This is a genomic window from Bradyrhizobium sp. WSM471 (assembly GCF_000244915.1).
Lineage (GTDB): Bacteria > Pseudomonadota > Alphaproteobacteria > Rhizobiales > Xanthobacteraceae > Bradyrhizobium.
Window position 1 is genome coordinate 1,454,134 of record NZ_CM001442.1, and the last position, 22,604, is coordinate 1,476,737.

Here is a 22,604-nt window from a genome sequence, read left to right on the forward strand (position 1 = left end):
GGAGAGAAAATAACACGGATGAAAGTTGCATTTGCCACTCAGGACTTGAAGCATGTCGATGCGCACTTCGGCTGGGCCAAGAACATCGCGATCTACGAGGTCGGCCCGGAGGGGCATCGGTTTATTGAGGCGATCCAGTTCGGTGGTGACCTCACGGAAGACGGCAATGAGGATAAGCTAGCGCCCAAGATCGAGGCGATCAGGAACTGCGCAATCCTCTATGTTGCGGCGATCGGCGGCTCGGGTGCTGCACGAGTCGTCGCGAGCAAGATCCATCCGATGAAGGTGCTGCAACCAGAGCCCATCGACGAACTTTGCGTCAAACTCGAAACCGTGCTGAAGGGCTCGCCGCCGCCCTGGCTGCGGAAGCTGCTCGCCAAAGACCCGGAACGTACAGTGGATTTCGAAACCTGAAGGAACGAGGATGGGAGATACATCCGAAGTCACTCCAGCCGCCGCGGCGGCGGAGCGGCCATTTCTGAAAGAGCTCGTCAAGATCTGGCGCGCCCAGGACTCCCACGGTGCCTGGGAGGGCAAGAAGGATATCGATTTGCTCGAACCCTACGTCCTCGACAAGCACAAGCGCCGTGCGCTGCCTATTGTCGGCAATCCCGACCCCAAGACGACATGGCGGCTGGAGCTGTTCTTTAACGCGGTTGCGCTCTCGATCGAGAAGGCGACCGGAGTGATGATCTCGCCAATGCTGAAGATGCACAACGAAGGGTTCGGTCGGATCGTGTTGATCGGCGGTCGGCTCGTTGTCGTGAGCAAGCAGCTGCGCGACGTGCATCGCTTTGGTTTCAACCATTTCTCTGATCTCGCTGATCAAGGCGACAAATTCGTCAACAGTGGCGTTGAGATGATCCGTAAGTTCCCGGAAGTGGCGAATTATTGAGGCAAGCATGAACGATGTTGACGCGCTGAAAGCGGAAATAAAGAAGCTCTCGGCGAAGGCGACCCAAGCCAAGATGGACCTCCACGACCTCTCCGAGGAGCTGCCGGTCAACTGGTGCTCGATCCTGAGTGTGGCGCAGAAAGCCCACGTTGCCTTCAGCGAGCTCGAAAGCAAGCGCCAAAATCTCCAAGCGCTAGACAAAGCATAGCGGATCTCGAGCCATGTCATTTAGGACCCGCGACGGCCGCAGTTGGGAACCGGATTACCTGGTTTCTATCGATCTCAAGAAGTGCATCGGCTGCGGCCGCTGCTATAAGGTTTGCGGCCGCGAGGTCATGACGCTGAAGGGGCTAAGCGAGGCTGGCCAAATCATCGATCTCGATGAGGAGGACGATGAGCTCGAAAAAAAGGTCATGGTGCTGAATGACGAAGGCGCTTGCATCGGCTGCAGCGCCTGCGCGCGGGTGTGTCCGACAAACTGTCAGACGCACGCGCCACGGGCTTGAAGCGACGTTCTCCGGTATCAATAGGGCTGCTTTGCCAGAGACGAAGGCAAGTCGGGAGATCCGGTATCGAGCCGACTACATCTACGGTGCGATGTTCAAATATAGAAGCCCAGCCGGAGATTCATTTGCTATTCACCAACGTGCGACATCCAACCTGCTCTGTTGGCGCCAACCCAGCTTTCCTGAGCTGACCGTGCCCGAACATGGACTCTTGGCTGTCCTTCGGGGGGACCGGTCAAATGATCAAATGACACGACCGCGCCGTCTCGTGCTCGCGGACCACAGTAAGCACGGCGCAAGGAGTTGATGGGCCAGGTGACTTTGGTTGCGACATTCTGCATGGTTTCACGTCGTTCTCACTGTATTGATTACGCGCGGCTAACTCTGCTCCACCATGCCCCCAGCCAGGTTGGAGCAGCCAGTACGCGGCCACCCTATTTGAGATTGTCCGGAACCGCACGTCCAAGGCAACCCGCATAACACGGGAGCGCTGGGTCGAACTGATCAATGCACGTGCCAATCAATGGACAGGTCACCGCCCATCAGTGCGGCAGAAATGCTCGTGAGTAGCCTGTCGGCTGGCTAGCATAGCCTTGTTCAGGGCTGCGCGCGCAGTCTCCGCCTTTGCGCCAGATCAAGAGACACTCGGCAGGAGATGTGAGCGGCCTTGGGCGCCCCAGCTAGATCGCGCGGCAGTAAGGGGTGATCCTTAACTCGCTCAGCGCCCCGAGCCCGCCGCCGAGGGTTACGGCGAAGCCTACGTCGCGGCTCGCGGATGCGCATTCGCGTTTTGGCGACCGGAAGGGCGCGATGCGTGCCCGAAATCTGACGCTCACGCAAAGCATGTCAGTCTACAGTGGACCTATTGGGCGTGTGGATGTTTTTCAAAGCGTTTTCATGTGCTTAGTGCGCGCGGAGCGCCTGGCACGGTGGTTGCTAACTTAGTTTTGAGACAAGCTCTCGCAACAACTGACTTGGAGAAGAAATGATGGTGCTGTGCATGGCGACCCCGGCTCCTTCGCTCAAAGTCGAGAACTGGCTGCGTGGCGACCCCATTACGAACTTCCAGCCAGGGAAAGTGTACATCGTCGAATTTTGGGCAAGTTGGTGCGGTCCATGTGAGGAGGCGATGCCCCATCTCATTGAGCTGCAAGCAAAATACAAAGACGAGGGGCTTGAGGTCGTCGGAGTCGCAGCTAGCGAACGAGCACCAACGGCGGATGAGGCTCGCACCAAGTTGGACGTATGGTTGACTGAGAAGTTCTCAAATTTGAACTATCGAATCGGGTTCGACAGTACGGGCGAAATGAACATGCTTTGGATGGATGCCAGCTCATCTGTTGGGATTCCGACATCGTTCGTCGTCGACCGCGACGGCCACATTGCCTTTATCGGTCATCCGATCACACTCGACGACGTCTTGCTGAAAATAATAAACGGCACTTGGCGCAGCAGCTATCAAGCTAAATCCGCTGATGCGAAACGGATTGCGGAAGGCCAGCGCCTAGCGCGCGAACGCTCAATGCACCGGAGAATTGGAGCGGCGATGGAAGCAAAGGACTGGCCGACAGCGCTATTAGCCGTCGAAGAGGGCATTGCCGCGACGCCGGACAATCTCCACTTCCGGGAGATTCATGCGCATCTGTTGCTTCACAAAATGCGCGACACGGCGACTGGTTTCCAGGTCTTACGCCAACTGGTTCGAGATGCGATTGAGAAACAGTCAGAGGCGTTGAGTGGCCTGGTTGGCGCGATGAGGCAACTCTTTAATGCGGAGAACGACAATACGCAGCTTCCGGGTGCGGAACGCTTTGCGATCGGCAGGGATGTTTCGGAACATATCCTCAATCCTGGGCAGGCCTTCGGCGGCCTCAACTGCTCTTCCTATATGGTGGTCGCTCAGTACTACCACGAGAGTGGTGACAAGCAACATGCGATCGAGCTGATCGAGCGGGCGATGACGTGGCTAGACGATCCGAAAGCTATGCCGGAATTGGCGGCGGAGCGTGCGAAGAAGTATTATATGCCGCGGCTGCTCCAAGCCTTGGCCAACTACAGGGACGAGAAGGTTTCTTGCGGCGGGTCTTGTTCGGTTCCGCGAGAGAAGTCTCCTGGAGCTCCCAACGTCCGGCCGCAGGAGGAGACATGAGAGAAATGTTAATCAGAAGACGCACCATCGGGCCCAATTAAGCGCCTTCGAAACGCTCGCGACCAGCAGAATCATTCAGGGTGATTGCGACATGCAGGTCACAAGGAAAACCCAGCCGACAACGAGCGATGCCACGCCCTGCGGCCCTTCGTTGCTGGAGTCTCGTTAGTGCTTGTATTCAAGGGATGCCGGCTCCGCCGTTTTTACATGCTCTGGTTTGTAGCTCGATATTATGATCTGCTACTCACATCGAGCGTTACTCACGCAGTTATGTTCGCCTTGCCGGCACAAACCGCCCCTTCGAAGAACTTAAATGCAGCATCGAGGTTCGATCCGGCAGTCTTCTACCGGTTGCGCCGCCGCAGACGTGGATTCCATGCTCTATTGGGCTATCATAGTGAACAGAACTTGTTGTTCGTAAAAAAGATGAGGTGGCCAGTTCAGAAAATGCTGAAGGCGAGTTGAGAGTGTCCGATCTCGAATGCTTCAAGCCATAGATCCGTGACTCCTCAACATCAATTCTTGCGAAGCATACCGCACAAGTAGCGGTCATGTTCGCGACCACCGAACGCGCGACCAAGACCACCACGGCCTCCGGGGCCCGGGGAGGCATGCGCGCCTACTTCGTCGACTGAACGCACCAGCTCCACCGAAGCCCGCTGCCGTTGCTCGCGTACTTTTTTTGTTGTCTGCACAGCCTGATCCGGAAGAGTGGAATCCGAGTTTCCGACCAGATCATGCTCAAACCGAAATGGAGGAAAATGTGAGTAACGACCCCGTGCTCGCGATTGTCGGCGGTCACCGCCGCGGGGGGCGCCGAATTCACGCCTTCACGGACAACCGCGGCTTTCGCCCCGGCAGGCTGAAGCGCTGGCCAGCCCCCGCTCGGCCGGCAAGACGATGTCGTTCTGGAGTAAGGGCGTCGTGATCGAGGAGCTGACGACATCGCCCTGTTCTCGGATGGCAACGGCATCTCCAAAACGACGCGCCGATCGCGGTTAGGGCAGGCGCTGTCGTGGTCGACAACTCCTCCGCTTTCCGAATGGATCCGAACCTCCCGCTGGTGATCCTCGAGATCAATGCGGCCCGCGTCCGCGACCGCAAGGGGCTCATCGCCAACCCGAAGTACGCCGCGACCAAGGCGCTGGTGCTGCTTTGGTCAATCCACCAGAAGAACCGCATCAAGCGCATGATAAGCGCAACTTACCGGGCCGCCAGCGGGGCCGGCGCCGCTGTAGGAAGGCGTTCCTGAAATTCACGCCTGTCAATCTCAATTGCCAACTTTCAAGTTCTTCGAGGACGGGATAATCGTGACTGGTGTGACCTGCATGCGCGTACCCGTGCTGCGCGCCCATCAACTTCGAAGGCGAGAAGCCGATCAGCGAGGAGCATGTGCGCCCGTTCATGGCGCAAGCGCCCGGCGTGAAGGTCGTCCGACCGCACCAAAAACGAGGTCCGATACCAATCGCCGCCGCTGACCAGGGTGATGTTCTGGTCGGCCGCATCCACAAGGACCTCAGCGATCCCTCAGGGCATCCGATCTCGATGTTCGTTGCGGCGGATCAACTGCTCAAAGGCGCGGCGTTGAACGCCATGCAGATCGCAGGGCTGTTGCTGGACCTGTCATCAGGCGCACGCCGAGACGATAGGTCTAAGCCTGGGTGGCCGAAGCCGAGGCTGACGGGAAATCCACCCGCCTGCTCGACCTCGCGGGTGCTGCTGATTACCGCGACGGGTACTCGGGCACTGCTACACAGTTGCCAGCACCTCCACCCCTTTGGCGACCACTCCGTCCTCCACACTCCCTGCGGCGGATTCTATCGGGCGATTTCGCACGTGCGCTACCGCGCATCCGGGTCGGCGCGAGTTCTGCATCCAGCCGTGGTCGCTGCAGTCGCGGATGCCGCCGGCTTCCGCAGCACGGACATCGCGCAGCCCCGGAATGTCCGGATCACCGGCGGCCCTTCCGTGAACATCAGCATAGTGACCGCTCCTCGCGCGACATCTCAGCGCCGCTCAGGCCGGCAAAGGCCTGGAGCGCAACGCCAAAGCCAATCCACACACCGTCGATCAGCCTTTGAAGTGTGACCGCGACCATGAACCGGTCAGATTTGGAATGTCCTGATCACGATAGACCCGCTCAGTCGGACCGTCGCGGTAAGCTGGCCTCAGCGTGATGACGACAGTGCTCTTGGCCAACACACGACCAGCAGAGTGGGCCTGTCATCTGCTCGAAAAGCGGGGCCGGAAGTGCATGGCCAAAGTTTGAAAGAGCCCGCCGCAGGCGAAGCGTTTGCAGTGAATCTCCTTGCGGCGGACTGTCGAGCTGGCGAGAAAAGGGGTCTGAGGCGATGCCTCAGACTGGGCGGTTTTCGCTTCTGTTCTTCACCGGCTCCATTTTGGCTAGGCCGTCCTCGTATGAGATCTCCGTGTATGATCCATCGATTTCCTTGGCCGCATCAAGCAAGTAGTCGAGCCTCGCGGCGGTACCGAGCTTCTTGAGGTCGTTCTTGTCAATGCCGGCGAGGTCCATCATCTCCTTCCATACGGTTGATTCGTTGCAAGGCAGAATGCGGAAGGTGATGTCGCCTATTTTTGTGCGGTACTTCGCGAGCAGATCAATGTTGTTGCAGAAGATGAAATAGCTGCCGTTGGGGCTCAGCCTGCCATCCAGCACCTTCGCGGCCTCGGGCAGATAAGCGAAAGAATGCAGGTATCCGGCAAGGACTGGGATGGCTGGTTCGCCTTCCTGTGCAATTGCAAGAACTTGTTCGATGGAATAATCCGGCGGTCGTTTCTCGTCGGCGAGCTGGGCTTGGAACTTCAGCGCGATGTCGCCTCGAAATCCAAATCGCCCCGACTTCGTTGTTTCACTCTTAAGCACCGCATTCAGCAATCGCCCCTCCTTGTCCAGCGGGCCGAGAGCGGTGTTGTCGATCGAGGTCATGGAAGCCTCCTCATCAATTTGTGGTGTGCACGGGTCGCCCAATGCGACGTGCCCCTACCTTCCTGCAAGTTGTTTGCCGTCCGCTATGTCCACAGCGACGTAGAGCGTAAACGGCGGCTTGGCACGATTTGCGTGGATACCTGCTGCCACCATCACGAGGCCTCGCACGCATGACATCCTGCTGCCGGAAAACCGCCTGTCGCGAACCCGACAGGTCGCAAATCGAATGGTGGGCCTCTGCAACAGAAAGCTGGTTTCATCTGCATCTCAACTGGCATGGGATTTGCCATTTGTGCTTTGCGAGAGAACTGAGAACGAGTCAGAGATGATCAACCTAACGGATAGCGCCATCAACGCACTGAAGGCCGCAATCTCCTCGACTGCGCAGCCGGCAAGCGGTTTGCGGATCATGATCGAAGGCGGCGGCTGCCAGGGATTCACATATAAAATGGGTCTTGCTCATGAGCCAAGCTCCGATGAGACCGTGTTCGAGCAAGGCGGGATTAAAGTCTTTGTCGACAACGCGAGCCGGGTGCATCTCAACGGCACCACGATCGATTTCGTGGTGTCGCTCGAAGGATCAGGATTCCGCTTCGATAACCCAAATGCCAAATCGAGCTGTTCATGCGGCAAATCGTTCAGCTGAGTCGCCTTGGTACGCTTGGCAATGGAATGAGCATCGAACATGGGCCTGAAGGCTGAACCTACGAAGCAGTCTTGGACTATCGAGCCTTCCGATCGCGAGCGGATTGTCCGCGCCGTGCTCGATGAGAGTCGGCCAAGCCTCAGGCGCGATCGGGGACATTGTGAGCTCGTCGCAATAGACGGCAACAAGATCATGGTCGGGCTAACCGGCGCTTGCAGGGTATGCAAGCTTGCGGGCACGACGCTCGCGGCTATTCAGGCGCGCCTGATCGAGCGGCTCGGAAAGTTTGCCCGCCTGATCCCGTTCCCCGGAGCTGCCAAAGTGAGGGCTTAAATGCAGAGCGAACTCTCCGTGCGGCCGATTTACCTGGACAATAACGCCACGACCCCTGCACATCCTTTGGTGGTCGCCGCGATGCTGCCGTTCTTCTCTGGGCAATTCGGCAATGCGTCGTCCGGGCATGCATTCGGCATTGAGGTTGCACCCGCATTGACGCAGGCGCGCCGAAATGTGCAGGCTCTCATTGGCGCGGCATTCGATCACGAAATCGTTTTCACCTCCGGCGCGACGGAATCTGACAACACTGCGATCCTGTCCGCGCTCGCCGTGCAGGAAGGACGCGACGAGATCGTCACAACCGCCGTTGAGCATTCGGCCGTGCTCTCTCTTGCCGAGGAGCTGGGCCGACGAGGAATCAAGATCCATGTCATTCCGGTCGATGCAAACGGTCGATTGGACATCGAGAGTTATGGCAATGCCTTGTCGGAGCGTACGTCAGTCGCCTCGATCATGTGGGCCAATAATGAGACCGGTACGACCTTTCCGGTGAAGTCCCTCGCCAAGATGGCGCGCTCAGTCGGCGCGCTCTTTCACACCGATGCAGTCCAGGCCGTCGGGCGGATTCCCATTGACCTGAAGACGACGGACATCGATATGCTGTCGCTCTCCGGCCACAAGCTCCATGGTCCGAAGGGCATCGGCGCGCTGTATGTGCGCAAGGACATTAAGTTCCGGCCGCTGATCTTCGGCGGCGTGCAAGAGCGGCGTCGCCGCGCTGGCACCGAAAACGTCCCAGGCATTGTTGGGCTCGGCAAGGCGGCGGAACTCGCGGCGGCACACCTCATACAAGATCAGATCCAGATTTGCGCCCTTCGCGACCGGCTGGAGCGCGGCATTCTCGCGCTCGGCGGTTGCATCGTGCTTGGTGATATCAAAAACCGCCTGCCAAATACCTCTAACATTGCCTTCGAGCGTCTCGAAGCGGAGGCCATCGTCCACCACCTGAATCGTGACGGAATTGCCACCTCACTCGGTTCAGCCTGCGCGTGCGGCTCGATGGAGCCGTCCCATGTCCTGCGCGCGATGAGAGTAGCGCCGGCGTTTTTGCGGGGTGCGGTTCGCTTCTCGCTCTCGCGAGAGACGGCGCTGGATGAGATCGATCGTGTGCTGCAAGTCCTGGCGCACATTACTTCCGAACAGAGAGCCTTGTTGCGTGCGTGTCAGGAGCGTGCGGGCGAGAGTTCGCAACCTGCAGAGCCCCTATGAAGGTCATGATTCGTCGTTCGCCTGAGACAGGCCTTTCGATTTATGTACCCAAGAAAGATCTTGAGGAGCCGATCGTCGGCTGGGAGCACGAGACGCTGTGGGGTGGTTGGATTAAAATCGCAAACGGCTGGGTGCTCGACCTACCGGCGATGGCGAGCGACACCACCCTACCAATCACCATAAACGCCAAGAAGCGCGGCGGCGAAGCAACCGAAAAATGAAACTCCGTGTCTATGGACGTCGTCAAACTGGGATGTCCAGGGAAGTCTTGGCGGGCGCGGTGAGCGCGTACCGGTCAACGCGACAGCCCATGCAGCCTTGTTCGGAACCAAGATCGTGCTGCCGCGCGCTGCCAATGGCAGTATCTTGGCCGGGGCGCAGCATCGAGGCATCCGGCCAGCGGGATGGCGTTGGTGGGGAGGCCTTCGCGACCTCCCCTTTTCGGCGACCGCCAGGCCGCTCGTTGCATTCCGCGCGGCTTAACAGCGTCAGGCCAATGGCTGGACTCCATAAGGTTCAGCTTTGAATGGTTGAGTCGCGCGCCGGCCCAGATCGCAGGCTCAGAAGTATCAACCTTCGTGATGATCCCTGACCCTGGCGAGCGGGCGTTTCTCTTCACCTGGTTGACAATGCCCTTCCGGAGCATCACGCAGGGTTCGCGTGATCTTCCATGGCATAGGTCAGTCACAGGACTGCTTTCTCTGCTTCTAGGCTCGCCTTATCAACCTGTCCTTCAAAGCGCCCCGGACGTCTTTTGCGGATTGTGCTTTGCCTAGGCGTCACGTTCTGACGGAAGATCAACTTTCAAACGACGCCACCCGCCTGCCGTTTGCCGAAGCCATAGCTGAAGCAGCCTGCCGGGCCTCAAAACAATGGTGTCAGCGCTGTTGTGATCGCAACCCCTGTCAGCTTTCCAACATGAATTGATAAAGCTAACAATCGACCAGGGCTTAGCTAAGTGCTTGAAAGCGAAATGTTAAATTCATCCTGCAGGAATGGCACGCCAGTTGCTCTTGGCTTTCCAGAAAGACTCTGGGGATGCTTGCCGAAAGGGTTCGGCTTGCGAAGAGAATTGGAACAATGAGTACTTCAGCGCAACACCAGGTATCCTGCGGCGGCGAGGTCAGCGAGACCATGCAAGTCATGGCGACGCACAAGGGCTGCGGTACGACCGGTGGCAGCGGTAAGGCAAGTTGCGGATCTCAGGCTGGCATCGCCAATCTGCCAATTGAGATCTGGGAAAAGGTGAAGAACCATCCGTGTTACAGCGAGGAGGCGCACCACCATTATGCCCGCATGCATGTCGCCGTCGCACCCGCCTGCAATATCCAATGCAATTACTGCAATCGTAAGTACGATTGCGCTAACGAATCGCGTCCTGGCATTGTCAGTGAAAAGTTGACGCCGGTGCAGGCCGCCAAGAAGGTGCTGGCGGTCGCTTCCGCGATCCCTCAGATGAGCGTGGTCGGCGTTGCCGGTCCTGGCGATCCGCTCGCGAACCCGGACAAGACATTCAGGACATTCGAGCTCGTCAATAGGCTCGCGCCAGATCTCAAGCTGTGCCTCTCGACGAACGGCCTTGCGCTACCCGATCATGTCGACACAATCGCGAGACTCAAGGTCGACCACGTGACGATCACGATCAACATGATCGACCCCGAAATTGGTGCAAAAATCCATCCGTGGATCTTTTACGGCCACAAGCGCTGCACCGGCATTGAAGCCGCAAGAATACTCAGCAATCGACAGCTCCAAGGGCTGGAGATGCTCACCGCGCGCGGCGTCCTGTGCAAGGTCAACTCGGTGATGATCCCCGGGATTAACGATCAGCATCTGGTCGAGGTCAACAAGGCCGTGAAGTCGCGCGGCGCCTTCCTGCATAACGTGATGCCGCTGATATCGTCGCCGGAGCATGGGACCGTCTTCGGCCTCAGGGGGCAACGCGGCCCGACTGCACAGGAAGTGACAGCATTGCAGGATAGCTGCGAAAGCGAGATGAACATGATGCGTCACTGTCGCCAGTGCCGGGCCGACGCCGTCGGACTGCTCGGGGAGGACCGCGGCGCGGAGTTCACCATGGAAAAAATCATGGCGATGGACATCAAATACGGCGAGCAGGCCCGGAAGGAGTATCAGGCTAAGGTTGAGAAGGCGCGCACCGCGAACCTTGTGGCCAAGCAGGAGGCGCTTGCGCGGCTCGCCAGCGCGTCCAGCGAAATCAAGGTGCTGGTGGCGGTTGCAACCAAGGGCTCGGGATTGATCAACCAGCACTTCGGTCATGCCAAGGAGTTCCAGGTCTACGAGCTCTCGACTTCAGGCGCAAAATACGTTGGTCATCGAGCAATCCATTCCTATTGCCAAGGTGGTCATGGCGAGGACAGCAAGCTCGAAATGGCCATCGGCGCCATCAAGGATTGCCACGCCATATTCGTGTCAAAGATCGGCGGCTGCCCGAAGGCGGAATTGATCAAGGCCGGCATAGAGCCGGTCGATCGGTACGCCTGCGAGTTCATCGATGGCTCGGTCACCGCCTGGTTCAAACTCTATCTCGATAAAGTCAACGAGGGGAAGATCCATCACGTTGAAAGGGTCGATGCAGCGGCTCGCTCCAACGCGCTGACTTCCGCCGCCTGAGGATGGGTTCAAGTGATGCCGTTCAAGATCATCGCGTCGCAATGCACGGGCTGTTCGGCGTGCGAAACGCAATGCCCGAACCTCGCTATTTCCGAGCGAGCCGGCGTTTTCCTGATTGATCCTGAGAAGTGCACCGAGTGCGCCGGCTACTTTGACGAGCCACAATGCGTGGCGGTTTGCCCCGTTGACAATACATGCGTGCTCGACGCGGCGCTGCCGCGTCACCAGGAGCCTGCTTGAGGGCCACGATGGATGTCATGACGACACTAGCGGTTCAGAAACTCGGGCGGTTGATGCTCCGCATTGACGGGCGGCGGCCGCGGCTGTGCGAGACGTTGTATCGAACTGTGGAACGGGACGACAGCATGAGCAACATCACCCGCGATAGTGAGATCGTCGAGCTGACGGACGCCCCCTTGTTTGACTATGGCGACAAGGTGCGGGCCAACCGCACCATCCGCAACGACGGCACTTATGTGGGCAAGGAGATTGGTGAGGTTCTGGTCAAGAAAGGTGAGCTTGGCTATGTCGTCTCGATCGGCACGTTCCTACAACAATTTTATATCTATGGCGTCGAATTCCTCGGCTCCGGCTATCGCGTCGGCATGAAAGGCAAGGAGCTCGATCTAGTCAGGCGAAGCCGCGAAGGCGAGGAGCCTTCCTTGCCAGGAGCGGCATCCCGATGATCGAACCAAGACTGCCAAGATACCAGTCAGGCCAACGTGTCAAGGCGGCGATAGATCTGCTCAACGACGGTTCCTTTCCCGACGCGTCGCCGGAAGAGTGTCTGGTCAGCGTCGGGCACGTTGGTGAGATCGTCCAGATCGGTCGCCATACGGAAGCGAACCTATTCATTTATATGGTCGATTTCGGCAAGCAGTTGGTGGTTGGCTGCATCGAGGCAGAAATCTCTGCACTCTAGGAGATTGCGCAATGAACGCGGCAATCATCAGAAGACATCATGCCGGCTTGCCTGCCCATCCCAACGAGCTCGACCGGTGGCGAATCGTGCGCGCACTCACGAAGCGCGAGCGCTACCGATATGTCTCGCCAGAGGTGACTGCGGTTCCTGGCGGCTATCTAGTCGAGAGCCCGTGTTGCTCAGGCAATATCAATGCGGAGGGCGGCCTCGTCGAGATCGCGCTGCTGCGCCACGACAGGACGGGGGCGGCATGGCAGCTGTTCCGCAAAGATCACGGTAAGGACGTCTGGGAGTGGCATTCGACCCATCAACGGCTTGGCTTGGCGACAACGGTTCTGAATGTCGATCCTGAACGTTTATTCTGGCGATGAGGATTTGTGGATGGTGCGCCAAGACGAATTGACCATGATCGAGCAGACGCTCGCCGCTATTGACACAGGCTCTGAGCCCTGCCTGACGCTCCGGCAGAAATTTCCACATCTTGCCTGGATTTGTTGCGACGCCTCCGACATGACGCACACTCCGTTCCGCCGGTTTGGCCAGTTCGACCTGCATTTACTCGACTGCGGAGATCAATGTGCACAGATCACGAATGATCCGCGGCGCGCCAGCGGCATTGTGCTGGCCAAGCGCTCTGCCATGTCATGATCAAGCAATCGCCTGCCGGTGCCAGGCTCACAGGGCGCTAGGCCCGCGGGTTGTTTGCCATGCCGTCGTGGCCGGCCTGGCGAAACATCACGATCAGGTCGCTCGCTCGTTCATCGGGTCCATGACATGGGGCAGGCGATGGTTTCGCATCTTGTTCGCTAGGGATGGAATTTCCTGGCTATCTCTACGTGGCCCCTTCGATCAAGAATACTGCGGCGGTCAAATGAGGAAGAGAAAGCCGTGCTCGATCTGCTGACGAAGAAAACCTCAGCCGTCGCAGGATTCGCATTTGTGACTACTCGACCTAGTTCCGCAGAACCCCAGCAGGTATGAGAGGAGGTTCGTTCTTCGCGCGGTAACGCCATACACTCGTGAAGGCCGGTTTATCATGCGCGGGAGCACAACGATCGTCCTGGCCGATCCAGCGCTACTCCACGCCTGAATATTGCTCTGCGAAACGTCTTCTTGAGTGAAGTTGATGTATTTAAGCAAGAAGCGCTTTCGAGTTGTTTTTTGAAGGACCGAAACGATCATCCCTGTCTCGATAGCGTGCTTCCATGTTGAACCGCCTGGCGTGCGTCGGGAATCGGGTTTGTCACGCGGACAAAGATACAGAAGGACAGAGAACAAATTCGCGTGTAGTTCATGTTCTTATCTGGAAGATAAAAGCCAGCTTGAATAGTTGCCGATGGTCATTGATATGGTAATGGGAAGCAGTTGCGGCGTTTTTCAAAAACAAGGCGCTGCAGATAGATGTGCAAAGCGAAATCGGAGAACATGACGTGGCGAAAAGCACCAAGCGCAAAGAATATAGTAAGGACGAGGTCAAGCTGCTCAAGGCCCACTCAAGGGCCCGCACTCCTGTAGCTAGGGTTTCAAAGCTTATGAAGCGATCCGAAGGCTCCCTAAGGCAGAAAGCGTCTACCTTGGGGATTGGCTTGGGCCACCAGCGCTGAGATGGGATTCAGCTTCGGAAATCGACCGGCGTGATGATCGAGATCGTCAGGCGGCGTGCGATTGCCGGCCAGTTGGTCGTCTCAGGCTCGGCGCCGACGGTTAGGTCGTGCGGCGAACGAGCTGACCGGTTTCTCCGTCGTCCGGTTACTTGACCTAAACCCGACCGATTGTCGTGTTCAATCAGCGACTCAAGCGAATCGCTCGTCGCAACGTGTTGCTTAGGCGCTGAATATAGATTTGCCGGGCCCGGAAAATACGGTGTGCGAGCGCGTCGATCGACGGCAGGCACACCTCGTTCGCCGCTAAGCCATCTGCCGCTGCGTCCACCCTGCTCAAGGCGCGGCGACTGAAACCTAGAATGCCCCAAGAGGAGAGATTGGTACCCTCTTTCCGACCCGTGGGCGCTGGATCGACGCCTTGAAGTTGCATGCCGGTAAGCCGCAGACAAAAGAGACCGCGGTCCGGCCCACGACGAAGTATAAGGAACTCCGGCGGGAGATGTGCGTCCGGCAGGCGCAGAAGCGTACAAGCGTTTGTATGTTCATGGGCAGCCGCGCCGGCATCCGCTTGTGTTCGGATGATGTGAGGTGAGCAAAGCGGCCGTGAACGATGTTCATCGTCGTGATCGAGACCGTGGATATCGCCGCCGCGACCGCCGCGCGAATATCGCGGCGGCGGCGTCAGAGTTCATGACCGGTAAAGAGAACTGAATTGCGGGTCGCACTCGCTAGCAGTGTTTGCGGCAGCATCGTCTCACCTGAAATCATCGAAGAACGATTGCGTCTGACGTCCCGCGGCCGGAACGCTCGTCCAACTGCACGATCGATATGTTGCCTCAGGCAATTTTAAGCGTGTCGCCGCCGATTTCGCGGTTGCAAGGGCAGAGCTCATCAGTCTGTATCGCATCCAGAACACGTAACGTATCGGTGGGGCTGCGGCCGACATTGGGGCTAGTCGCGTAGACATGCTGGATCGTGTTCTCAGGATCGACGATGAAGGTATAGCGATGTGCGATGCCATCACGCGAGCGCACTCCAAGGCCATCGACCAGTGCGCCCTTGGTGTCGGCAAACTGCCAGATGGATAGACGGTGCAGGTCCTTATGGTCACGCCGCCAGGCGAGCTTGCAAAACTCGTTATCGGTCGACCCACCAAGCACGATTGCCTCGCGATCGGCGAAATCCTTTGTCAGGCGGGCAAACTCGGCGATTTCGGTCGGGCAGACGAATGTGAAATCCTTCGGGTAAAAGAAGATGACTTTCCATTTGCCGGGGAAACTTCTCTCAGTCAGCGTCTCGAAAGCGCTTTGCCCGTCCTCCTCCTGCAGGTGAAAGCCGGGCTTCACGCCTATGATGTCGAACGGCGGCAACTTACTTCCAATTCCAAGCATATTGTCCTCACAACATCGGGTCTCACGGAACAGCCTTCAGCGACTGAGCAAGCAATATGCCACCCGATCTGGCGGCAAGTGCCCGCCATGCCCTCGTGGAACATTCGCCTTTGATGTTGGCGACGTCCTCGAGCCCGATCTGCAACATGTCGTCTCCTCAATTGTCTCGGGCGTAAGGCGCGGGATTTCCCGTTTGTGCTCCTTGGCCGGCGCTCGCAGTGGAATCCGAGCGCCGAGGCTTTGTCGGGTTTCTGTCAGAGCCCTTGCAGCTGTCCGGTCCGCCACAGCACGCTGGCGTCCGAGGCCACGCTGTTAGTCGAGGGTGATCAGAGGCTTAATGCAGGTGCGAAGGAAATGGCACGCCAGTTGCTAACTGCATGGAGCAACAACGAGCGAGGGCTGAGGGCACGCCGACGCTGATGGCGAGCGATGGCCTCCTTCCCGAAACTCGTGTGCCCATGGTTTCTACGAGAGAAACAGGCTCGCGCATTCGGCGCGAAAAATTAGCAATCGGTTGATGGAGAGCAACATGTCTTCGCTGAGACAAATCGCGTTTTATGGCAAGGGTGGCATCGGCAAATCGACGACGTCGCAAAATACGCTGGCGGCCCTTGCTGAGCTGGGACAAAGGATTCTGATCGTCGGCTGCGATCCCAAAGCGGACTCGACTCGCCTCATCCTGCACGCCAAAGCGCAAGACACCATTCTGAGCCTGGCGGCGAATGCCGGCAGCGTCGAGGACCTCGAAATCGAGGACGTCATCAAGCTCGGCTACAGGGACATTCGATGCGTCGAGTCCGGTGGTCCGGAGCCGGGGGTCGGCTGCGCCGGACGGGGCGTGATCACGTCCATCAACTTTCTGGAAGAGAATGGCGCTTATGAGGACATTGACTACGTCTCTTACGACGTGCTCGGCGACGTCGTCTGCGGCGGCTTCGCGATGCCTATCCGTGAGAATAAGGCACAGGAAATCTACATCGTGATGTCCGGCGAGATGATGGCGATGTATGCCGCCAACAACATCTCGAAGGGTATTCTGAAGTATGCGAATTCCGGCGGCGTGCGTCTCGGCGGCCTGATCTGCAACGAGCGGCAGACCGACAAGGAGCTGGAGCTTGCCGATGCTCTTGCCAAGAAGCTCGGCAGCCGGCTGATCTACTTCGTGCCGCGCGACAATGTCGTGCAGCACGCGGAGCTGCGCCGAATGACCGTGCTAGAATACGCGCCGGACTCCAAGCAGGCGGATCACTATCGCAATCTCGCGACCAAGATCCACAATAATGCCGGACAAGGCGCTATCCCGACGCCAATCAGCATGGACGAGCTCGAAGATATGCTCATGGAGCACGGCATCATCAAGCCCGTCGACGAGAGCCAGGTCGGCAAGACCGCTGCCGAGCTTGCCGCTATTTCGGCATAGTTCATGTTGTCGGCCTTCTCGATCCGGGAAGGCCGACATCGTCCACTCAGAAGCTGTGCGAAAGTTATGATCGGCACACAAGGAAAAACGGCCGACACGATCTCATCTCGCGTATCGGTAGCTCACGCCGCCGAGCAGCGCGACGCGAGTGAGCTCTACCAGCTTCTGACCGGGCGCCATCCGGCAGAAGTCGACATCAGCGACAATGATGACTTCGATCACCATGTGCTCGCTTGCATTCTGGCCACATCAGCCATGGATGGCGGCCAACTTCCCGAGCGGGCTGGCTTGACCAACCAGGAGCTCAATGCGCTGTTGGTGCAATACTTCCCATCCACCCCGGTCAGGAGCTATACCTGGCGCGATCAGTCCGCCTTACCGGCGCCTGACGAGACAGTTATGGTACGCGACCTCCTGCTTGCGCAACGTTCCACTCGTGGCGAGGTTGGCGGCTGGCTCGCGACGATGATCGCGCGGCGCGCCATGGAGCCTAATCACTTGTGGGAAGATCTCGGCCTGCGGAAGCGGGATGAATTGTCCCGTGTCCTCATGCGCCATTTCGGGCCGCTGGCGGCTCGCAATACGAAAAACATGCGCTGGAAGCGCTTCTTCTATCGCATGCTATGCGAAGATGACGGCCTGGTGATGTGTACCACGCCGGTCTGCACGGAATGCAATGATTTTGATCTTTGCTTCGGCGAAGAGAGCGGGGAGAGCCGGATGGCCGGACGTCGGCGGGATCATCTGCGCCGCCTTGATGACGCCGTCCAAGCCGTCCCAAGCTTGAGAGGCTGAGTTCATTATTGATACCCCTCTTTGGCGCCATTGCGGGTATATCCTACGAGCTTTCGGCCACCTGTCGCATGGGGGGTGAAAACAGGTCGGGGCAAACGATTGCGCGCACCCGACCTAGGGTCGAGGCGGCGTCTGATGATCGTGGGTTGATAGCTCGAGGAGCCGACAATGCGCCGCTGAAGGAAGTTGCCGTCGCACTCAGACAGCTCCGTTGCGGTGATACCGGCGTGCTGCTATCCGAACTGGAAAAAACCGCGGTCGTCGGTACAGCCCCTGCGTCCCGTACCGTGCCGCTTAACAAGGCGATTGTCGACGAGCATGTCTTTACCAATGAATCCGGCATCCACGTCCACGGGCTGTTAAAGGACCCGGCGCAGCTACGAAGGGCTCGACTCGGGGCCGCCCGAGCGCTCCCTCCGGATTGTAATGGCAAGCATTCAGGGTTCGCCGCGATCACCTTGCTGCTGTCGTGCAACTTTCTTTCGGCGCCGAGCAAAGCGAAACCATCTCCGCGCCCGTCCGCAAGCATGCCATCGAGCACCAAGGTCTGGTTGCGCAGGAACGGTGGTGGCGATCTGGCGCGACATTCACGAGAGCTCGCTCGTCACCAGCGAATCAGCCACGCGCGTCGCGCGATCGGGTTGAAACATTCCAGCCTGGTCGTTTCTGGGCGCGGATCGAGATGGAGGTTGAGAATGACGACGGATGGGATCCTTGCGCGATTGAACAAGGCCTCTGCGGCAGAGGATTTTTTTGCACTGCTCGGCGTCGAGTACGATGCGAAAATCGTCGATGTGGCGCGGCTTCATATCCTGCGCCGCATGGGCCAATATCTCGCAGGCGAGGAGTTGACCGGTGCATCTGATCCTGAGATCGCCGCGCGTTGCAGGGCCACGCTTGAGCGCGCCTATGCCGACTTCGTCACGTCCTCGCCGATCGAACAGCGCATATTCAAGGTGCTAAAGGATGCGACCGCACCACAAGCGAACAAGCATCCCGCATTGGTCCAGCTCGATTTGTTGGAGTGAATTGAGCTTATATGTCGTGCTCTGGACCGTGAAGGTCCGAAGAGCCTCACAGCAAGCCATGGCTTCGAATTCAAGCGGAAAGTTGCAGTTGCGCCTCGCGGATCCGCAGTTCATCACCACGGCTCCTTAGGGGCCAATCACGACTCACCGCCGATATTTCCATCCTTTCGAGCTGGTACGCAGGTGTAGCTATCTCCTGCAATCATGTGCCGGCAGCGGGACCGCACATGTTGCGCGGAAAACTCGGCAATGTTCAGATGAGTGTCTTCTGTCGTATTCCGGACACGGGTCAGTACGATCTCGAATGTTTCGACCTCGTGAGAGGCCGCCAATCCGACTTCGTTCTTCAGTAAGATTGTGAAATAGCGGTCAAGTTTCAGCGCCTGCGCAATTGGTACGACAATTGCTGTCATATGCTCAGCTAGTCTGGAGCAGCGCATGCACGTCTTGGTCCGCATCGATTGTATTTTTGACGCCGCGCAGGTTCGCGCGCGCTGCCTGCCGGCACCATAATGCGTCGCGACGCCAAAGCGATGGTCGCATACTTGGCTGAGCTGAAAGGTGCGTTTGATTCGTGCGCCCCCGTTGGCCGATCCTTGGCCGAGGTTTCGCGGGGGGAGCCGTTGCTCAACAGCGCCGGCCGCGCGGCGCTGTTGGCTGGGCGCCTTGAGCGCCGCCCCTCCTGTCCTCGCCAGGAGTTGCGGGCCTGTCGCTATGATCGGGAAGAAACAAGCGCACTCGGAGCAATGGGATCGCGCTTCCACCGGCAACGACGCGGCCGACAATCTTACCAGCCGAGCCTCTCGCAGGTCCTCAATCTGTTGCACCTCGGTTGCATCTCTAAGATGAGGAGGACCAATCGACCGGCACGCCTGACCGGCCCGGTCGGTGCCTTAGCATTGCCCGGAACCAAACCGTCCTCCCAGAATGCCGCATCCGGAACGAACCCGAAGCGCATGCTTCCGGGTTCGTCGTCAAGATCCAGCAACGGCTGTGTCGGCCCCGCGCTGCTGCCAGGCGGTGCTGTCGCGATGCCGGCCGGCATCCGGCCCGACGCTTAACTGAAAAAACTTCAACGCGAATTCCAACCTGGAGGCGGAGCATGCTGCGCTGGCGAGCCGCAACTGAAGGAAAATGGGAGTACAGATGATGAGCACCACACCGAAAAGTGCAGCTCCGGCCGCGGGTGGTGGTCGCGCGGCGACCAAGAGGGAGCTGCCCGAGCGATTTAAGCCGTATAAGCACGTCTGGGTTTTCATCGAGCAGGAACGCGGGGTCGTGCACCCCGTCTCATGGGAGCTGATGGGTGCCGGCCGCCGGCTCGCCGACAAGCTCAATGTTGACCTCGCTGCGGTTGTCATCGGCCCGGTCGGGGAGACAACGCAGCAGGCGGTCGCCGAATCGTTCTGCTACGGCGCCGACCTGGCCTATATCGTCGCGGACAATCTCTTGGCCGATTATCGCAACCAGTCCTATACCAAGGCCCTGTCAGAGCTGGTCAACACTTACAAGCCGGAAATCCTACTCCTAGGGGCAACAACACTCGGCCGTGATCTCGCCGGCTCAGTGGCGACCACACTGCTCACCGGCCTAACTGCCGACTGCACCGAGCTCGATGTCGATGCCGACGGCTCGCTTGCAGCGACCCGGCCGACGTTTGGCGGCTCACTATTGTGCACGATCTACACACTCAACTATCGTCCACAGATGGCAACCGTCCGTCCGCGCGTGATGCCGATGCCCGAGCGCGTGACAGGCGCCGTCTCGCGCGTCATCTCGCATCCGCTCGGACTTGTAGAAGAAGATATCGTCACAAAGGTCCTGTCATTCCTGCCAGACCGCGATTCTACAAAGTCCAACCTTGCCTATGCCGACGTGGTCGTCGCTGGAGGGCTCGGTCTGGGATCGCCTGAAAATTTCCAACTGGTACACCAGCTCGCGGACGTGCTTGGCGCCGAATATGGCTGCTCGCGGCCGCTGGTCCAGAAGGGCTGGGCCACCTCGGACCGACAAATCGGCCAGACCGGGAAAACCATCCGGCCAAAGCTCTATATCGCGGCCGGCATTTCCGGCGCTATCCAGCATCGCGTCGGCGTCGAGGGCGGCGACCTCATCGTTGCCATCAACACTGACAAGAATGCTCCGATCTTCGACTTCGCCCATATCGGCATCGTCACCGACGCCATTCGACTGTTGCCGGCGTTGACCTCTGCATTCCGCGCGCAGCTATCGCCGCACTCGCACGACCGCATCGCTGGCTAGGGGAGCTTGTTATGATTCAGGAAAGATTCGACGCCATCGTCGTCGGTGCTGGCATGGGCGGGAACGCGGCGGCGCTTACAATGGCCGAGCGGGGCCTGAAAGTGCTGCAGCTGGAACGCGGCGAGTATTCCGGGTCCAAGAACGTGCAAGGGGCCATCCTTTATGCCGACATGCTGGAGAAGCTGATCCCGAATTTCCGAGAAGATGCGCCGCTTGAGCGGCATCTAGTCGAGCAACGCTTCTGGATCGTGGACGAGCGTTCGCACACCGGGATTCACTATCGATCCGATGATTTCAACGAGGAGAAGCCGAACCGCTACACCATCATCCGTGCCCAGTTCGATAGATGGTTCTCCCAGAAGGTCCGCGAGGCCGGCGCTACGGTGCTGTGCGAGACCACGGTGACCGAGCTCCTCCAGGATTCCCATGGCAGGGTCGTCGGGGTGCGCACAGACCGCGATGGGGGTGAAATCCATGCAGATGTTGTCGTGTTGGCCGAGGGGGTGAACGGAGTGCTCGGGACGGGCGCGGGCTTAAGGGGGCGGCCGAAACCGGACAAGGTCGCACTCGCGGTTAAGGAGATGCATTTTTTGTCACGCGAGACAATCGACGCTCGCTTCAATCTCAAAGGCGACGAGGGGCTCGTCATCGAAGCGGTCGGAACCATCTCCCGCGGCATGACCGGTATGGGCTTCATCTATTCCAATAGGGAATGCATCTCGCTCGGTATTGGCTGTCTTGTTGCCGACTTCCAGCGTACCGGCGAGACGCCTTACGGCCTGCTCGAGGGTTTCAAGCGTCATCCATCCGTCGCGCCGCTCATCGAAGGTTCGGAGGTCAAGGAATATTCCGCGCACTTGATCCCCGAAGGTGGGTACAGGGCAATCCCGCAGCTTTGCGGGGAGGGCTGGGTGGTCGTCGGAGACGCCGCCCAACTTAACAACGCCATCCATCGCGAGGGGTCCAATTTGGCGATGACGTCGGGCCGTATCGCGGCGGAAGCGATCTGCCTTATCAGATCGCGAAAAGATCCGATGACGGCCAAAAATCTTTCACTTTACAAGAAAATGCTAACTGATTCTTTCGTGATCAAGGACCTGAAGAAGTACAAGGATATGCCGGCACTCATGCATACCCACTCGCAGAACTTCTTTCTCACATATCCGCAGCTCTTCTCCAAGGCGATGCAGGATTACGTGCGCGTCGACGGCACACCAAAGCTCGAGAAAGAGAAGCTGATGCTGAGCTCGTTCATCAAGGCGCGGTCTTGGAGTGGGCTGTTTAGCGATGCCGTGCGCATTGCCCGGGCCTGGCGGTGATCCAAACCTAAGACAACGACGAACGACGGAGCCAGAAACAATGCCGAGCGAGCCATCCCAACGTGTCGAGGATAAACTATTCTACAACCGTTATCTTGTCGATTCCGGCCGTGCCCATATCAAGGTGCGTCCGCACACCACGCCATCCTCGCGGCTCTTGTCGATGTTGAAGGCCTGCCCTGCACGGTGCTACGAGCTCAGCGATAAAGGTCATGTTGAGGTGACAGTCGACGGGTGTATCGAATGCGGCACCTGCAGGGTGATCTGCGAAGAAAGTGGTGATATCGAGTGGAGTTACCCACGCGGCGGTTACGGTGTCCTATTTAAGTTCGGTTAAAACTTCGGGTGAGGGCCCTGCCACGGCGGCTGCGTCGTTCTCGCGATCCAACGAGATCACGCGTGAATCGGGGTTAACCCGGGCACGTTCAACCGGTGTCCCAATCTTTCCATCTACCCGGCGGGCCCTTGCATGGTGCACAAACGCAGTTTCCGGTTTCCACTATAATATTCCCGAAGATAGCCAAAGCGAGCCGGATCCGAT

At 58.5% G+C, this 22,604-nt stretch carries 24 protein-coding genes and 1 pseudogene; 22 read left to right on the forward strand and 3 right to left on the reverse strand.

What is annotated here, in order from left to right; all coding sequences use genetic code 11:
- Positions 1-18: 18 nt before the first annotated feature.
- The 6 genes and pseudogenes from nifX to BRA471DRAFT_RS37945 all read left to right on the forward strand — a co-directional run.
- Positions 19-414 carry a nitrogen fixation protein NifX gene (gene nifX / locus BRA471DRAFT_RS06595; protein WP_007605606.1) on the forward strand — a complete coding sequence of 132 codons (396 nt, stop codon included), beginning with the start codon at positions 19-21 and terminating at the stop codon, positions 412-414.
- A 10-nt stretch (positions 415-424) separates the two neighbouring features.
- Entirely contained in the window at positions 425-895 is a 471-nt protein-coding gene (locus BRA471DRAFT_RS06600) for a NifX-associated nitrogen fixation protein (protein WP_007605612.1), read from the forward strand.
- 7 nt (positions 896-902) lie between these two features.
- A complete protein-coding gene (locus BRA471DRAFT_RS06605) occupies positions 903-1,103 on the forward strand; it encodes a CCE_0567 family metalloprotein (RefSeq protein WP_007605614.1) in 201 nt (66 codons plus the stop codon).
- 13 nt (positions 1,104-1,116) lie between these two features.
- The gene (gene fdxB, locus BRA471DRAFT_RS06610; RefSeq protein ID WP_007605615.1) at positions 1,117-1,401 is read left to right on the forward strand and encodes a ferredoxin III, nif-specific; all 285 of its coding nucleotides are present in this window, start codon (positions 1,117-1,119) and stop codon (positions 1,399-1,401) included.
- Positions 1,402-2,389: 988 nt separating this feature from the next.
- Positions 2,390-3,550: a TlpA disulfide reductase family protein gene (locus BRA471DRAFT_RS06615; protein WP_083843299.1), complete on the forward strand. Its 1,161-nt coding sequence runs from the start codon at positions 2,390-2,392 to the stop codon at positions 3,548-3,550.
- A gap of 751 nt (positions 3,551-4,301) precedes the next feature.
- Positions 4,302-5,164, forward strand: a pseudogene (locus BRA471DRAFT_RS37945) (Asd/ArgC dimerization domain-containing protein); the annotation flags it as partial.
- Positions 5,165-5,906: 742 nt separating this feature from the next.
- Here BRA471DRAFT_RS37945 and BRA471DRAFT_RS06625 read toward each other — a convergent pair.
- Positions 5,907-6,497: a hypothetical protein gene (locus tag BRA471DRAFT_RS06625; RefSeq protein WP_007605617.1), complete on the reverse strand. Its 591-nt coding sequence runs from the start codon at positions 6,495-6,497 to the stop codon at positions 5,907-5,909.
- Between the two features lie 325 nt (positions 6,498-6,822).
- Here BRA471DRAFT_RS06625 and BRA471DRAFT_RS06630 point away from each other — a divergent pair, with 325 nt between their 5' ends.
- The 10 genes from BRA471DRAFT_RS06630 to BRA471DRAFT_RS06675 all read left to right on the forward strand — a co-directional run bounded on the left by BRA471DRAFT_RS06630 (position 6,823) and on the right by BRA471DRAFT_RS06675 (position 12,892).
- Positions 6,823-7,143: an iron-sulfur cluster assembly accessory protein gene (locus BRA471DRAFT_RS06630; protein ID WP_007605619.1), complete on the forward strand. Its 321-nt coding sequence runs from the start codon at positions 6,823-6,825 to the stop codon at positions 7,141-7,143.
- Between the two features lie 39 nt (positions 7,144-7,182).
- A complete protein-coding gene (locus tag BRA471DRAFT_RS06635; protein ID WP_007605625.1) occupies positions 7,183-7,476 on the forward strand; it encodes a NifU family protein in 294 nt (97 codons plus the stop codon).
- The gene (nifS, locus tag BRA471DRAFT_RS06640; protein ID WP_007605628.1) at positions 7,477-8,688 is read left to right on the forward strand and encodes a cysteine desulfurase NifS; all 1,212 of its coding nucleotides are present in this window, start codon (positions 7,477-7,479) and stop codon (positions 8,686-8,688) included.
- Positions 8,685-8,909: a putative nitrogen fixation protein NifT gene (gene nifT / locus BRA471DRAFT_RS06645; protein WP_007600030.1), complete on the forward strand. Its 225-nt coding sequence runs from the start codon at positions 8,685-8,687 to the stop codon at positions 8,907-8,909. Before nifS ends, nifT begins: the two co-directional genes overlap by 4 nt.
- Before the next feature lie 859 nt (positions 8,910-9,768).
- On the forward strand, positions 9,769-11,322 hold the full coding sequence (nifB, locus tag BRA471DRAFT_RS06650; protein WP_007605630.1) for a nitrogenase cofactor biosynthesis protein NifB: 1,554 nt from the start codon (positions 9,769-9,771) through the stop codon (positions 11,320-11,322).
- Positions 11,323-11,337: 15 nt separating this feature from the next.
- On the forward strand, positions 11,338-11,562 hold the full coding sequence (locus BRA471DRAFT_RS06655) for a 4Fe-4S binding protein (protein WP_007600032.1): 225 nt from the start codon (positions 11,338-11,340) through the stop codon (positions 11,560-11,562).
- Positions 11,563-11,687: 125 nt separating this feature from the next.
- On the forward strand, positions 11,688-12,008 hold the full coding sequence (locus tag BRA471DRAFT_RS06660) for a nitrogen fixation protein NifZ (RefSeq protein WP_035973589.1): 321 nt from the start codon (positions 11,688-11,690) through the stop codon (positions 12,006-12,008).
- The gene (locus BRA471DRAFT_RS06665) at positions 12,005-12,244 is read left to right on the forward strand and encodes a nitrogen fixation protein NifZ (protein ID WP_007600034.1); all 240 of its coding nucleotides are present in this window, start codon (positions 12,005-12,007) and stop codon (positions 12,242-12,244) included. The genes BRA471DRAFT_RS06660 and BRA471DRAFT_RS06665 overlap by 4 nt, the downstream gene beginning before the upstream one ends.
- A gap of 11 nt (positions 12,245-12,255) precedes the next feature.
- Complete coding sequence (locus tag BRA471DRAFT_RS06670) at positions 12,256-12,615, forward strand: hypothetical protein (RefSeq protein WP_007605640.1); 360 nt, start codon at positions 12,256-12,258, stop codon at positions 12,613-12,615.
- A gap of 10 nt (positions 12,616-12,625) precedes the next feature.
- Positions 12,626-12,892: a hypothetical protein gene (locus BRA471DRAFT_RS06675; protein WP_007605642.1), complete on the forward strand. Its 267-nt coding sequence runs from the start codon at positions 12,626-12,628 to the stop codon at positions 12,890-12,892.
- A gap of 1,792 nt (positions 12,893-14,684) precedes the next feature.
- Here BRA471DRAFT_RS06675 and BRA471DRAFT_RS06680 read toward each other — a convergent pair.
- Positions 14,685-15,239 (reverse strand): peroxiredoxin, encoded by a 555-nt coding sequence (locus BRA471DRAFT_RS06680; RefSeq protein WP_007605644.1) that lies wholly within the window; start codon positions 15,237-15,239, stop codon positions 14,685-14,687.
- 529 nt (positions 15,240-15,768) lie between these two features.
- On the opposite strand from BRA471DRAFT_RS06680, the gene nifH reads away from it, so the two are divergent.
- The 3 genes from nifH (at position 15,769) to nifW (ending at position 18,482) form a co-directional block, all read left to right on the forward strand.
- Positions 15,769-16,659 (forward strand): nitrogenase iron protein, encoded by an 891-nt coding sequence (gene nifH, locus BRA471DRAFT_RS06685; RefSeq protein ID WP_007600043.1) that lies wholly within the window; start codon positions 15,769-15,771, stop codon positions 16,657-16,659.
- A 66-nt stretch (positions 16,660-16,725) separates the two neighbouring features.
- Positions 16,726-17,454: a nitrogen fixation protein NifQ gene (locus BRA471DRAFT_RS06690; protein ID WP_007605646.1), complete on the forward strand. Its 729-nt coding sequence runs from the start codon at positions 16,726-16,728 to the stop codon at positions 17,452-17,454.
- A gap of 695 nt (positions 17,455-18,149) precedes the next feature.
- On the forward strand, positions 18,150-18,482 hold the full coding sequence (gene nifW / locus BRA471DRAFT_RS06695; RefSeq protein WP_007605647.1) for a nitrogenase stabilizing/protective protein NifW: 333 nt from the start codon (positions 18,150-18,152) through the stop codon (positions 18,480-18,482).
- 137 nt (positions 18,483-18,619) lie between these two features.
- On the opposite strand, the gene BRA471DRAFT_RS38700 is transcribed toward nifW, so the two are convergent.
- Positions 18,620-18,895 carry a hypothetical protein gene (locus tag BRA471DRAFT_RS38700; RefSeq protein ID WP_198287863.1) on the reverse strand — a complete coding sequence of 92 codons (276 nt, stop codon included), beginning with the start codon at positions 18,893-18,895 and terminating at the stop codon, positions 18,620-18,622.
- Between the two features lie 733 nt (positions 18,896-19,628).
- On the opposite strand from BRA471DRAFT_RS38700, the gene BRA471DRAFT_RS06705 reads away from it, so the two are divergent.
- Genes BRA471DRAFT_RS06705 through BRA471DRAFT_RS36235 form a run of 3 tightly spaced genes read left to right on the forward strand, consistent with a single transcriptional unit; the run spans position 19,629 to position 22,400 of the window.
- A complete protein-coding gene (locus tag BRA471DRAFT_RS06705; protein WP_007605656.1) occupies positions 19,629-20,744 on the forward strand; it encodes an electron transfer flavoprotein subunit alpha/FixB family protein in 1,116 nt (371 codons plus the stop codon).
- A gap of 11 nt (positions 20,745-20,755) precedes the next feature.
- Positions 20,756-22,063 carry an FAD-binding protein gene (locus tag BRA471DRAFT_RS06710; RefSeq protein ID WP_007605657.1) on the forward strand — a complete coding sequence of 436 codons (1,308 nt, stop codon included), beginning with the start codon at positions 20,756-20,758 and terminating at the stop codon, positions 22,061-22,063.
- 40 nt (positions 22,064-22,103) lie between these two features.
- The gene (locus tag BRA471DRAFT_RS36235; protein WP_007600062.1) at positions 22,104-22,400 is read left to right on the forward strand and encodes a ferredoxin family protein; all 297 of its coding nucleotides are present in this window, start codon (positions 22,104-22,106) and stop codon (positions 22,398-22,400) included.
- Positions 22,401-22,604 lie beyond the last annotated feature (204 nt).